This window comes from Salinispora oceanensis (assembly GCF_000383575.1).
Taxonomy (GTDB): domain Bacteria; phylum Actinomycetota; class Actinomycetes; order Mycobacteriales; family Micromonosporaceae; genus Micromonospora; species Micromonospora oceanensis.
Genome location: NZ_KB911579.1, coordinates 4,031,400 through 4,044,617, shown reverse-complemented (window position 1 = coordinate 4,044,617; position 13,218 = coordinate 4,031,400). Strand labels below are relative to the sequence as shown.

The window sequence follows — 13,218 nt, the reverse complement described above, 5'->3', positions numbered from 1 at the left end:
AGGCGCCGCGGTCGCGGCCGCGCCGGTCGAGGCCGTGCCGCTTAAGCGGCCCAGCTGAGGCTGTGCGCCCCCGCGGCCGGGAGTCAGTCCCGGCGCCCCCACCAGCGCCGGGCCAACGTGGACGCGGTGCCCCAGATACCCCGCCGGAACAGCAGCACCACCACGACGAAGATGCCGCCGGTGACCAGCCCGATCGCCTCGAAGCCGGAGAACGACAGCCAGTCCTCCAGGCGGACCACGATGCCGGCGCCGAGCACGCCACCCCAGAGGGTGCCGATGCCGCCGAGAACCACCACGATCACCGCCTTTCCGGAGGTGGTCCAGTGCAGCACCTCCAGCGAGACGAAGCGATGGCTGACGGCGAAGAGCCCGCCGCCGAGGCCGGCGAGGAAGCCGGAGAGCACAAACACGGTGAGCTTGTACCGGTGCACCGGGTAGCCGAGCGCACGGGCGCGCGCCGGATTGTCCCGGATCCCGACCAGCACCCGACCGAACGGCGAGTGGACGATCCGCCACGCGCCGGCCAGACCGAGCAGCACGATCGGCAGGATCGCGTAGTAGAAGTAGTAGTCGTCGGTCAGGTCCAGCCCAAACAGCTCCCGCGGCACCCCCTGCAGGCCGTTCTCGCCCTGGGTCACCGACCGCCACTCGTTGGCGACGTAGTAGACCAGCTGCGCGAAGGCCAGGGTGACCATGGCGAAATAGATTCCGGTTCGCCGTACCGCCAGGTAGCCGATCGGGGCCGCGAGCACCGCCGCGGCGAGCGCCCCGGCCAGCACCGCGGCCGGGAACGGCAGGCCCAGGTGGATCGCCACCAGACCGGTCACGTACGCCGACACGCCCCAGAAGGCCGCGTGCCCGAAGGACAACAAGCCGGTGAAGCCCAGCAGCAGGTCCACCGCGACGGCGAAGAGCGCCCAGCAGAGGATGTCCACCGCCACCGCCGGGTACAGGCCGTTCGGTAGCCAGAGCGCCACCGCCAGGCCGGCGACGAGCAGCGCGTACCGGGCCCAACCAGGGGCCCGGGCCGCCGCGGCCAGGCCGCTGGCCGCCCCCCGCCCGGCCGGCTCGGACCTGCTCTTCACGGTGCTCGTCATGCTGGCGCCTCCGCCCGGCCGAAGAGTCCGGCCGGGCGCCAGAGCAGCACGGCGGCCATCACGATGAAGACGATCGTCTGGGCCACGATCGGGAAGGCGGAGAGGTACGCCTCGGCCCACGCCTGCACCATCCCGATCCCGAAGCCGGCGGCGACCGAGCCGAAGATCGACCCCAGCCCGCCGATCACCACCACCGCGAACACCACGATGATCAGGTCCGCTCCCATCAGCGGGTTGACGGCGCGCATCGGCGCGGCGAGCACCCCGGCCAGCCCGGCCAGCGCGATACCGAAGCCGAAGACCGGGGTGATCCAGCGCCCGACGTTGATGCCGAGCGCCCGGGTCAGCTCCGGCCGCTCCGTCGCGGCGCGAACGACCATGCCGACCCGGGTACGGGCCAGCGCCCACCACACCCCGACGCAGACCGCCACCGCGAAACCGAGGATGAAGACCCGGTACGTCGGGAAGTCGAAGAGCCCGAAGTCGACCGAACCGCGGAGCCCGGCCGGCACCTCGTACGGGCTGGACTGCACCCCGTACCGGAGCTTCACCAGGTCCTGCAGAATCAACGTGAGGCCGAAGGTGAGCAGGAAGTTGTAGAGCGGGTCGAGCCGGGTGAGCCGGTGGATGAACGCCCGCTCGAGCGCCATGCCGAGCAACGCCAGGGCCAGCGGCACAACCGCCAGGGCGACCCAGAACGGCACCCCCGCCTCGGCCAGCAGCACGTACGCGCCGAAGGCGCCGAGCATGTAGAAGGCGCCGTGGGCGAAGTTCACCACCCGCAGCATCCCGAAGATGACCGCGAGGCCGAGCGCGAGCAGGGCGTAGAACGCCCCGCTGACCAGCCCGTTGAAGGTGCTCTGGAGAAAAGCGGTCACAGCGTGCAGTCCGGGGACGGGGCTCGGAACGCCTCCTCGGCCGGGATGGTGTCGAGGATCCGTACGTAGTCCCACTCCTCGGTGACCTCCGACTGCGGCTTCACCTGGGCCAGGTAGGCGTCGTGGATCACCCGGTGGTCCTCGGCCCGGATCTTGCCGTTGCGCAGGAAGACGTCGTTGACCTCCTTGCCCTCCAGCTCGGCGACGATTTCGTCGGCGTCGTCGGTCCCGGCCGCCTGCACCGCCTCCAGGTACTGGGTGGCGGCGGAGTAGTTCGCCGCGTGCGCGAACGACGGCCGGGTGCCGGTCTCCTGCTGGAAGCGGTCGGCGAACTCCCGGTTCTGCTGGTCGAAATTCCAGTACCAGGCGTCGGTGTAGGTGGTGCCGGCCAGCGCCGCCGGGGTGAGCGAGTGAATGTCGGTGATGAACATCAGGCCGACGGCCAGACCCACGCCCTTGTCGCGCAGCGCGAACTCGTTGTACTGCTTCACCACGTTGACGAGTTCCGCCCCGGCCTGCATTGTGCCGAGGACGTCCGGCTTCGGGTCCAGCGTCGCCGCCTTGAGCAGGTAGCTGGAGTAGTCACCGCTGGTGTTCGGGAACGGCGCCCCGTCCTTGCCGACCACCCGCCCACCGGCGTCGGCGATGGCCGCGGAGAAGCTCTTCTCCATGTCCTGGCCGAAGGCATAGTTCGGGTAGAGGATGTACCAGTTCCGGCCGACCTGCTCGGTGGTGGTCCGGCCCGTGCCGTTGGCCAGCATGTACGTGTCGTACGCGTAGTGGAAGGTGTATTTGTTGCAGCTCTTACCGGTGAGGTCGGTGGTCGCCGCGCTGATGTTGAAGTAGAGCCTGCGCTTCTCCTGCGCCACGTCGGCGACCCGCAGCGCCGCCGACGAGGTGGGCACGTCCAGGATCAGGTCGACCCCCTGCCGGTCGTACATCTCCTGGGCCTTGCTGTTCGCCAGGTCCGGTTTGTTCTGGTGGTCTGCGCTGCGCACGCTGATGTCCGTGGTGACCGCCCGGTCGCCGTACTTCGCCTGGAAGTCGGCGATCGCCAGCTCCACGGCTGTGACCGAGTTTCGGCCCGACAGCTCGGAGTAGGCACCGGACTGGTCGTTGAGGACGCCCAGCACGATCGCGCCACCGGTCACCTTCTCGTCCCCATCGGATTGGGGACCCCCACCACCGCAGCCGGCGACCACGAGCGCCGTCGCCGTCGCCGCCGCGACCAAACCCACCGTCCTACGCATGACCATCCCTTCGTCCGCGCACCGCGCGGGATCGGTCCTGGCTACTCAGATGCCGAGATACGACAGCAATTCGCGTTCCCGCGACCGCACCTCGGAGTTCTCCATCGCCGCCGTGACGCGCCCCTCGGCCAGCAGGTAGTGCCGGTCGGCGACGCTGGTGGCGAAGCGCAGGTTCTGCTCCACCAGCAGCACCGTCACCCCGTGCCGCTTGGCTTCCCGCAGCAGGTCACCGACCTGCTGTACGAGCAGCGGCGCCAGCCCTTCGGTCGGTTCGTCGCAGAGCAGCACGCGGGCGCCCATCCGCAGGACCCGGGCCAGCGCCAGCATCTGTTGCTCGCCGCCGGAGAGCGTCGTGGCGGCCGAGTTACGCCGCTGGTAAAGGGCGGGGAACGCCTCGTACACCCGCTCCAGCGACCACGGGTCGGGCCCAACGGTGGGCGGCAGGGTCAGATTCTCGGTCACGGTCAGGGTGGCGTAGCTACCTCGATCGTCGGGAACCCAGCCGAGTCCCCGCCGGGCCCGCCGGTCCGCCGACAGGTTGCCCAGCGCTGTCCCGTCCAGCTCGACGCTGCCCCGCCAGCCGGGGTGCAGGCCCATGACGCAGCGCAGCAGCGTCGACTTGCCGGCGCCGTTGCGGCCCACCAGGGTGACCACCTCGCCGGGGTCCACGTGGAGACCGGCGTCCCGCAGCACCTGCGCCTCGCCGTACCAGGCGGATAGGTTCTCAATGCGCAGCATCGGCGGCTCCCAGGTAGGCGGTGATCACCCGTTCGTCGGCGCGAACCTGCTCGTATGGGCCTTCGACGAGGACCCGGCCGGCCTGCAGGACGGTGACGGTATCGGCGAGCCGCCCGACGACGCTCATGTTGTGCTCGACCAGCACCACGGTTCGGCCCCGCCGGACCTGTGCGATCAGCTCGACGGTGCGGTCGACGTCCTCCAGCCCCATGCCCGCGGTCGGCTCGTCCAGCAGCAGCACCTTCGGGTCCAGGGCGAGGGCGATCGCCAGCTCCAGGGCGCGCTTGCGGCCGTAGGCGAGCGCCTCGGCGGGAACCGCCGCCAGCTCGGCCAGGCCGACCAACTCCAGCATTTCGTCGGCCCGATCGGTGTAGCGCCGCATCAGCTTCGCCGACCGCCAGAACCGCCAGCCCAGCCCGCTCGGACTCTGCAACGCCAACTCGACATGTTCCCGGGTGGACAGCTGCGGAAAGAGGCTGGTGATCTGGAAGGAGCGGGCGATGCCCCGGCGGGCGACCTGCTCCGCCGGCAGGCCGGTGATATCGCGTCCGGCCAGCTCAATTCGGCCACCGGTGGGCGGTAGGAAGCCGGTGAGCAGGTTGAACAGGGTTGTCTTTCCCGCACCGTTCGGGCCGACGAGCGCATGCACACTGCCCTCGGCGACCGCCAGGTCGACGCCGTCGACCGCGCGGAAGCCCCGGAAGTCGCAGGTCAGCCCGTGGGCCGACAGGAGGCCTTGCCCGGCCATCGCCACCCCTCTCCCCGACCTGGCGACGGACGAAAGTGGTGACTGCGGTCACAGGTCCGTCGGGTGTGCAGGAAACCTACGGCCGTAGATCGAGGAGAGGCTATGTTGTCGGACACCACATTCCGGCACCCGGATGCGTGGCCGGACGACGCCCCGGAACGCGCAGTCCCTTGGATGGCCGGACGACGCCCCCGAACGCGGACTCCGGGGCGTCGTCTGCGCGAGCGCAAGCCAGAGCAGGCCCGAATCCCTGCGACCACCGTTGTCCGGCAGGGTGATCACGCGTCTCGCGGCGGCCTCGGGCCTGACCTCGATGCAGGACAGGGCGTGTCGTCGCTGGTCACACGGACGGATCCCAGGCTGCGAGCTGATCGAAGATACGACGGTCGCCTTCGAACTTCAGCGAATCCAGCGGTATGCGGCCGTAGAAGAACAGGACGAGGTCGCTGGCCGCGCCCCTGGCGACCTTTCGTTGATCAGCGCCGAAGATGATCTGCGAACGTGAGAACTCTATACACCCCGGCTTTCCATCGCTGCGCTCCGACGGCCCACAGCGAGTTTCGCAGCCGACGCGGCGGGCGGAGCCCTACTGGGCCCCGGTTCACCGCAGCCGGCCCCGAGAGGACCCACGTGGCCACCACCGCCGGGGGGGGAGAGCTGACCCCATTAGCATTCCGCCACCGCACCTAACTGTAAAAGAAAGGAGCTTCATTTACTACTGGAGTGACATCACTGAGCTATTCCGGGCAACAAGGTCAGTGCGACGAGCGGGCGAGCGTCGTCCTGCCGGTGCCAGGCGGTGCTGCGCCGTCCTGCCGGTGCCAGGCGGTGCTGCGCCGTTCGCTGTCGAGTTGCCCTCATGGATGGGGCGCAGCAATACCCGACCCGCCCGCCCGGCAGCCCGCCGGGCCTGGCCCACCACCGAAGGACCGCGTCGGCCCGCCCCTGGTCACCGCCGAAAGACCGCGCCGACCCGCCCCTGGCCACCGCCGAAAGACCGCGCCGACCAGGTTTGCGCCAGCAGGGCCAGTGCGTCCATGTTGGTCGACTCGTGACGGCGCACCCGCCTCGGCCGACACCTCGGTCCACTCCGGCTAATAGCACCTGCTAGCGGCAGCCCGGGTCGAGCCCTGGCGTCGGTCCCACCAGTGGGGCAGCTCGACAGCAAACCTAACGCTGACACCCTGGTGGCCAGCAGCATTGGCACCGAAGCACCCACCGACGCTCCTTCGGTAAGCCCCTCGTCATCCGCATCGCTGTCAATCCGTGCCCGCCGACGCGCCAACCTTCGGGGCATCACCGGCCACCACCTCGGGAGCACCCCGGTGCCGTGCCGGCTCCACTCGACGGAGACCGCGAAAGTTAATAGCGTGGAGCTTGGCGGCCACCTTTGGGCTACTCCTGTACCCCTAACAGAAAGGCCGTGCTGGCCGACCGGCTCCGTCCGCCCGACTCGCAGGATGTCGGGCCTATGCTGTTGGCGACCGCAGCCGGCAGCAGGCACTACGGGGCGGCATGGGCGACCGTGCTCGCCCCGACCAGCGGCCCGGACGTCTCGGGGCGGTCAGCCGGTCAACGCGGTGAGGGCCCGATCGACGTCGTCCTCTGTGGAGTATATGTGGAACGAGACCCGAACCCGGCCGGCGCGTACCGCCGCCCGTAGGCCGGCGCGCTCCAGCCGCGACTGCGCCTCCGGCACCTCGGCGGTGGTGATCGCGCTGTCGGCAGGCGGTAGCCCCAGGCCGGCGCGGAATCGGTTCGCCAGCGCCACGTTGTGCGCGTGGATCGCCGGAACCCCCACCTGCAGCAGCAGTTCCAGGGCGGGAGCCGCACCGATATAGCTGAACCAGGCCGGGGCGATGTCGAAGCGGCGGGCGCTGTCGGCGAGGCGCAGCGGCGGGCCGTACAGAGATGTCAGCGGGTCGGCTCCGGCGTACCAGCCGGCGGCGTCGGGGCGCATCCGGTCCCGCAGCTCGGGAGCGTAGTACGCCAGGGCGGTCCCCTTCGGGGCCAGCAACCACTTGTACGCGGCGAGAACGACCACATCCGCGAGCGCGGCGTCGAACGGCAGCCAACCGCAGGCCTGGGTGGCGTCAACCGCCACCAGGGCGTCGTGGGCCCGGGCCGCGGCGACGATGTCCGCGTAGCGGGCCACCGTGCCGTCGGCGGACTGCACCAGGCTGAACGCGACCAGGTCGGTGTCGGCGTCGATCGCGTCCACGAGACCCGCAAGCGGAACGGTGCGTACCCGGACGCCCCGCTGCTCCTGGACCAGCCAGGGGAAGAGATTGGAGGTGAACTCGACCTCGGGGACCAGCACGGTCGCGCCCGCCGGCAGCGCCGCGGCCACCGGCGCGAACAGCTGCGACGCCGCGCTGCCGATCGCCACATCCCGTTCGGGGACACCGACCAGGCGCGCGAACGCGGCCCGGGTGCGCGTCTGGGCCTCGTCCCAGCCCTCCCCTGTCACACCCATGTTCCCCGTGCGCCAGCCGGCGAGCGCCTCCTGCAACGCCGTCCACGCCGGATCGGGCGGCAGTCCGTAGCTGGCGGTGTTCAGCCAGCCCTCATGGGGCTGCCACAGCTGCTGTGCCTGCTCGATCCGCATGGTACCGACGCTAGCGACCGGGCCCACCGCCGTAGAGAACCAATTCGACGCGGGCGGCCCCAGCACCGGGCCAGGCGGAGGTCAGCCCACGTTGGCCGGGCCCAGTACGCTCTTCAGGTCGGCCATCAGGGCGGTCGTCGGCGCCACCCGGAACGGACCGAGGCGCAGCCGGGTCACCTTGCCACCGTTGAGGAGCTTGACGTGCACCTCCGCGTCGCCCGGGTGCAGCACCAGGGTCTCCTTGAGCCGCTCCACCAACGGCGGCGTGCAGCGGGTCACCGGGATGGTGAGGGTGACCGGCTTGTTCGCCGGGTTGCTGCTGACATCCGGGATCGACATGTCCATGGCCATGATCCGCGGGGTGTCGTCCCGGCGGTCGACCCGCCCCTTGACCACCACGATCGCGTCCTCGGCGATGTATTCCCCGATCACCTCGTAGGTGTTGGGGAAGAACAGCGTCTCCACCCCGCCGGCCAGGTCCTCCAGCGTCGCCGACGCCCACGCCCGGCCCTGCTTGGTGACCCGGCGCTGCACCCCGGAGAGGATGCCCGCGAGGGTCACCACCGTCCCGTCGGGGACGGTGCCCTCCTCGGAAAGGGCCGCGATGGTGGTGTCGGCGGCCGCGCCGAGCACATGCTCCAGCCCGAACAGCGGATGGTCGGAGACGTAGAGGCCGAGCATCTCGCGCTCGAAGGCGAGCTTCTCCCGCTTGTCCCACTCCCCCTCGCCGATCACCGGCATCACCGTGGTGCTCTGCCCGGCGTCGGTGTCGGCGAACCCGGCGCCGAAGAGGTCGTACTGGCCGACGGCCTCCTTGCGCTTGACGTCGGCGTACGCGTCGATGGCGTCGGCGTGCACCGTGAGCAGGCCCCGGCGGGAGTGGTTGAGCGAGTCGAACGCGCCGGCCTTGATCAGGGATTCAATGGTCTTCTTGTTGCAGACGACCGCCTCCACCTTGGACAGGAAGTCGTAGAAGTCGGCGTAGGCGCCCTTCTCCCCCCGACAGCGCATGATCGCGGTGACCACGTTCGCGCCGACGTTGCGGATCGCGGCCAGGCCGAACCGGATGTCCCGGCCAACCGGGGTGAACGGCCCGGCCGAGGTGTTCACATCCGGCGGGAGCACCTGGATGCCCATCCGGCGGCACTCCGACAGGTAGAGCGCCATCTTGTCCTTGTCGTCCCCCACCGAGGTGAGCAACGCCGCCATGTACTCGGCCGGATAGTTCGCCTTGAGGTAGCCGGTCCAGTACGACACCAGGCCGTACCCGGCGGTGTGGGCCTTGTTGAACGCGTAGTCGGCGAAGGGGACGAGGATGTCCCATAGGGTCTGGATGGCCTCGTCGGAGTAGCCGTTGCCGCGCATGCCGTCGCGGAACGGCACGAACTCCTTGTCGAGGACCTCCTTCTTCTTCTTGCCCATCGCCCGGCGCAGCAGGTCGGCCTTGCCGAGGCTGTAGCCGGCGAGGACCTGGGCGGCGCGCTGCACCTGCTCCTGGTAGACGATCAGGCCGTAGGTAGGGCCGAGGATCTCCTCCAGTGGTTCGGCCAGCTCCGAATGGATCGGCGTGATCTCCTGGAGGCCGTTCTTACGCAGCGCGTAGTTGGTGTGGGAGTTGGCACCCATCGGGCCCGGCCGGTACAACGCCAGAACGGCGGAGATGTCCTCGAAGTTGTCCGGCTTCATCGTCCGCAGCAGCGACCGCATCGGCCCGCCGTCGAGCTGGAACACGCCCAGGGTGTCGCCCCGGGACAGCAGCTCATAGGTCGGCTTGTCGTCCAGCGGCAGCTGGAGCAGGTCGACCGTGCGCCCGTGGTTGCTCTCGATGTTCTTCAGCGCGTCGTCGATGATGGTCAGGTTGCGCAGGCCGAGGAAGTCCATCTTCAGCAGCCCGAGCGACTCGCAGGTCGGGTAGTCGAACTGCGTGATGATCGCCCCGTCGGCGTCCCGGCGCATCAACGGGATGTGATCGACGATCGGCTCGGCGGACATGATGACCCCGGCGGCGTGCACCCCCGTCTGCCGAATCAGCCCCTCGATTCCGCGCGCCGTGTCGATGACCTTCTTGACGTCCGGGTCGGACTCGTAGAGACCACGGATCTCGCCGGCCTCCGCGTACCGGGAGTGCTTCGGGTCGAAGATGCCGGTCAGCGGGATGTCCTTACCCATCACCGCCGGTGGCATCGCCTTGGTGATCCGGTCGCCGACCGCGTACGGGTAGCCGAGCACCCGCGCCGAGTCCTTGATCGCGGCCTTCGCCTTGATCGTGCCGAAGGTCGCGATCTGGGCGACCTTGTCCTCGCCCCACTTCTCGGTGACGTATTTGATCACCTCACCGCGCCGACGCTCGTCGAAGTCGATGTCGACATCCGGCATCGAGACCCGCTCGGGGTTGAGGAACCGCTCGAAGATCAAGCCGTGTGGCAACGGGTCCAGGTCGGTGATGCCGAGGGCGTACGCGACGAGTGAACCGGCGGCCGAGCCGCGGCCCGGTCCCACGGCGATTCCCTCGTTCTTGGCCCACTGGATGAAGTCGGCCACCACGAGGAAGTAGGACGGGAACCCCATCTGGATGATGACGCCCAGCTCATATTCGGCCTGCTTGACGTGGGTCTCCGGGACGCCGTTCGGGAAGCGGCGGGCGAGCCCCTTGAACGTCTCCTTGCGGAACCAGGACTCGTCGGTCTCCCCCTCCGGCACCGGGAAGACCGGCATCAGGTTCCGGAAGTCGAACATCCCGGCCGGGTCGACCATCTCCGCCACCAGCAGGGTGTTCCGGCAGCCCGCGAGCCACAGTTCGGAGGAGTCGACGGCGCGCATCTCGTCGGCGGACTTGATGTAGTAGCCGCTGCCGTCGAACCGGAACCGGTTCGGATCGGCGACGTTCGCCGCGGTCTGCACGCAGAGCAGCACGTCGTGCGCCTCGGACTGCGCCTGGTAGGTGTAGTGCGAGTCGTTCGTCACCACCGGCGGGATATCCAGCTTGTGGGAGATCTCCGTCAGCTCCTGGCGGACCCGGCGTTCGATGTCGATGCCGTGGTCCATCACCTCCAGGAAGAAATTCTCCTTGCCGAAGATGTCCTGGTATTTCGCGGCGGCCTTCAGCGCCTCGTCGTACTGGTCCAGCCGGAGCCGGGTCTGCACCTCGCCGGAGGGGCAACCGGTGGTGGCGATCAACCCCTCGGAGTGCTCGGCGAGGAGCTCCGCGTCCATCCGTGGCCACTTGACGAAGAACCCCTCGGTGAACGAGCGGCTGGTCAGCTTGAACAGGTTGTGCAGACCGACCTTGTTCTTCGCCCAGATGGTCATGTGGGTGTAGCCACCGCTGCCGGAGACGTCGTCGCTCTTCTGCTCCGGCCGCCCCCAGCGGACCCGCTTCTTGTGGAACCGCGACTCTGGCGCGACGTACGCCTCGATCCCCAGGATCGGTGTGACGCCGGCCGCCATCGCCTGCTTGTAGAAGTCGTTCGCGCCGTGCATGTTGCCGTGGTCGGTCATCGCCACGGCGGGCATCCCCTGCCGGTTGACCTCGGCGAACAAGTCCTTCAGCCGGGCCGCACCGTCGAGCATCGAATACTCAGTGTGCACGTGCAGATGCGCGAACGAATCGCCCATGCGTGGCCCCCCGGGTCGCTTCATGGGTGGTGAGAAGAACGGTCGGCCCACCCTATCCCCGGCCGCTGACACACCTCCAGCGAGCCGCGCGGGGCGCCCGGCCCGGCGCCGGGGCGCCGGAAAAAGCACCCCGGCGGTGCCGCCCCGGAGCCAGGCCGACACCGCCGGATCCGCCGGCGCGGGATCAATCCGCGAACACCTCGGCCGGCAGCTCCACCGGGACCACCGTCGCCTCGACGTCGGCCCGCAGGGCGGCGATCCGCCGGACCAGCTCGGCCACCACCTCGGCGAAGGGCACCTGCGTCGTGACCCCGGTCACCCGGTCCCTTACCTCGGCCGCGCCGTCGGCGACGCTACGCCGACCGATGGTGAGCCGCAGCGGCAGACCGATCACGTCCGCGTCGGCGAACTTGACGCCGGCCCGCTCGGCCCGGTCGTCAAAGAGCACCTCCACTCCGGCCGCCCAGAGCTCGTCGTAGACCCGCCGGGCCAGCCCACCGGCGGCGGACGCCAGGTCGTCGAGGAGGGTGAGGTGCACCTGGTACGGCGCGATGGTGACCGGGAGCCGCAGTCCCCGGTCGTCTCGGTGCTCCTCCGCGAGGCAGGCGAGCAACCGCCCCACGCCAATCCCGTAGCAGCCCATGGTCACCGGCTTACGCTGGCCGTCGGCGTCGAGGTACTCCGCACCGAGGGCGGTCGAGTAGCGGGTGCCGAGCTGGAAGATCTGCCCTACCTCGACCCCACGGGCGGTCCGCAGTTCGCTGCCGCACTCCGCGCAGGCGTCACCGGCGCGGGCGGCGGTGATGTCGCCGACGTGATCGGCGACGAAGTCCCGCCCCACGTTGACGTTACGCAGGTGCAGGCCCTCCCGGTTGGCGCCCGCGACCAGGTTCGTGGACGCGGCGACCAGCTCGTCAACGACGACGGTCACGCCCGTTACCCCGACCGGCGAGCCGTAACCGGCCACTGCGCCGATCTTGGCGATCTCCTCCTCGGTCATCGGACGCAGCTCCGCCGCCTGCACCAGGTTGCCGATCTTGGTCTCGTTCGCCTCCATGTCACCCCGGACGACCGCCAGGATGAACTCGGTGCGGACCGTCTGGTCGCGCTCCTCCCGCGACGCGGCCAGGAAGATCGCCTTGGCGGTCTCGGCCGCCGGCACGCCCAGCGCCGCCGTCAGCGCCTCGATGGTGGTGGCCCCCGGGGTGGCGATCTCCGCCATCTCCGCCCGCGGCGCGGTGGCCGGCGCCGGCTTGCCGAAGGTGGCGGCCTCCCGGTTGGCGGCGAAGCCACAGGAGTCGCAGATCAGCAGCGTGTCCTCGCCGATCGGGGTGAGGTAGACGAACTCGTGGGCCAGGCTGCCGCCCATCATGCCCACGTCGGAGCCGACCGCCGCGACCGGCAGCCCGCACCGCCGGAAGATGTTGAAGTACGCCTGGTACTGGGTCCGGTACCGCGCCGCCAGCCCCGCCGCGTCCGCATCGAAGCTGTACGCGTCCTTCATGACGAACTCCCGTACCCGGATCAGACCGGCCCGCGGACGCGGGTCGTCCCGGAACTTCGTCTGGAGCTGAAACACCAGCCGCGGCAGCTGACGGTAGGACTCGATCTCCGACCGGCCGAGGAACGTCACCAACTCCTCGTGGGTCATCGCCAGCACCAGGTCCCGGCCGCGGCGATCCCGAAAGCGAGCCAGCTCCGGGCCGATCGTGAAGTATCGACCGGACTGCTTCCACAGCTCCGCCGGATTCACCACCGGCATCGAGACCTCCTGTCCCCCGACCCGCTCCAGCTCCGCGCGCAGCACGGCCTCGATCTTGCGGATGGTGCGCCAACCGAGCGGAAGATAGGCGAAGATGCCCTGCCCCACCTGCCGGAGCATGGCGGCTCGCTGGAGCAGTTGGTGTCCCTCGGACTCGGAACGTCCCGGCGCGGTGTGCAGGGTAGCGCCGAACATGGTCGACATTTTCATGGATATGCCCTCACAAATCAGAATGGCGCTGCTCAGGGTTAGGAAATGACCCGGGGTCGATGCGGTGAATAACCTCAGGGTGCGCGCGGGGAAGGCGGAAAGGCGGCGGGCGCGAAGCGGCCTGGACGCCGGAAGGGGCCGAGCCCGACGGAAGCGACCTAGCCGCCGGGAGGGGCCGAGCCGCCGGGAGGGGCCGAGCCGCCGGAAGCGGCCAAGCCGCCGGAAGCGGCCAAGCCGCCGGGAGGGTTGCCGGCGCGGACACCCGCCGGCGACGGAACGTCGCTCAGCGGGGCGCCGGCGGAGTAGGTCGAG

At 69.7% G+C, this 13,218-nt stretch carries 8 protein-coding genes; all 8 read right to left on the bottom strand.

Annotated features, from left to right (window positions below):
• Window positions 1-83 precede the first annotated feature (83 nt).
• The 8 genes from SALPAC4_RS0118735 to SALPAC4_RS0118700 all read right to left on the bottom strand — a co-directional run bounded on the left by SALPAC4_RS0118735 (window position 84) and on the right by SALPAC4_RS0118700 (window position 12,900).
• Entirely contained in the window at window positions 84-1,097 is a 1,014-nt protein-coding gene (locus tag SALPAC4_RS0118735) for a branched-chain amino acid ABC transporter permease (RefSeq protein WP_019871632.1), read from the bottom strand.
• Complete coding sequence (locus SALPAC4_RS0118730; RefSeq protein ID WP_019871631.1) at window positions 1,094-1,975, bottom strand: branched-chain amino acid ABC transporter permease; 882 nt, start codon at window positions 1,973-1,975, stop codon at window positions 1,094-1,096. The genes SALPAC4_RS0118735 and SALPAC4_RS0118730 overlap by 4 nt, the downstream gene beginning before the upstream one ends.
• A complete protein-coding gene (locus SALPAC4_RS0118725; RefSeq protein ID WP_019871630.1) occupies window positions 1,972-3,231 on the bottom strand; it encodes an ABC transporter substrate-binding protein in 1,260 nt (419 codons plus the stop codon). The genes SALPAC4_RS0118730 and SALPAC4_RS0118725 overlap by 4 nt, the downstream gene beginning before the upstream one ends.
• Before the next feature lie 39 nt (window positions 3,232-3,270).
• Complete coding sequence (locus SALPAC4_RS0118720; RefSeq protein WP_019871629.1) at window positions 3,271-3,963, bottom strand: ABC transporter ATP-binding protein; 693 nt, start codon at window positions 3,961-3,963, stop codon at window positions 3,271-3,273.
• Window positions 3,950-4,711, bottom strand: a complete 762-nt coding sequence (locus SALPAC4_RS0118715) for an ABC transporter ATP-binding protein (RefSeq protein ID WP_019871628.1) — start codon at window positions 4,709-4,711, stop codon at window positions 3,950-3,952. Before SALPAC4_RS0118715 ends, SALPAC4_RS0118720 begins: the two co-directional genes overlap by 14 nt.
• 1,564 nt (window positions 4,712-6,275) lie before the next feature.
• Entirely contained in the window at window positions 6,276-7,319 is a 1,044-nt protein-coding gene (locus SALPAC4_RS0118710) for an aminotransferase class V-fold PLP-dependent enzyme (protein WP_027644358.1), read from the bottom strand.
• Window positions 7,320-7,400: 81 nt separating this feature from the next.
• On the bottom strand, window positions 7,401-10,934 hold the full coding sequence (gene dnaE / locus SALPAC4_RS0118705) for a DNA polymerase III subunit alpha (RefSeq protein WP_019871625.1): 3,534 nt from the start codon (window positions 10,932-10,934) through the stop codon (window positions 7,401-7,403).
• A 184-nt stretch (window positions 10,935-11,118) separates the two neighbouring features.
• Complete coding sequence (locus SALPAC4_RS0118700) at window positions 11,119-12,900, bottom strand: proline--tRNA ligase (RefSeq protein WP_019871624.1); 1,782 nt, start codon at window positions 12,898-12,900, stop codon at window positions 11,119-11,121.
• Window positions 12,901-13,218 lie beyond the last annotated feature (318 nt).

Coding starts and splice junctions, on each gene's coding strand:
- SALPAC4_RS0118710 (WP_027644358.1), bottom strand. CDS start 7,319: ATGCGGATCGAGCAGGCACAGCAGCTGTGGCAGCCCCATGAGGGCTGG.
- SALPAC4_RS0118735 (WP_019871632.1), bottom strand. CDS start 1,097: ATGACGAGCACCGTGAAGAGCAGGTCCGAGCCGGCCGGGCGGGGGGCG.
- SALPAC4_RS0118720 (WP_019871629.1), bottom strand. CDS start 3,963: ATGCTGCGCATTGAGAACCTATCCGCCTGGTACGGCGAGGCGCAGGTG.
- SALPAC4_RS0118725 (WP_019871630.1), bottom strand. CDS start 3,231: ATGGTCATGCGTAGGACGGTGGGTTTGGTCGCGGCGGCGACGGCGACG.
- dnaE (WP_019871625.1), bottom strand. CDS start 10,934: ATGGGCGATTCGTTCGCGCATCTGCACGTGCACACTGAGTATTCGATG.
- SALPAC4_RS0118700 (WP_019871624.1), bottom strand. CDS start 12,900: ATGTCGACCATGTTCGGCGCTACCCTGCACACCGCGCCGGGACGTTCC.
- SALPAC4_RS0118715 (WP_019871628.1), bottom strand. CDS start 4,711: ATGGCCGGGCAAGGCCTCCTGTCGGCCCACGGGCTGACCTGCGACTTC.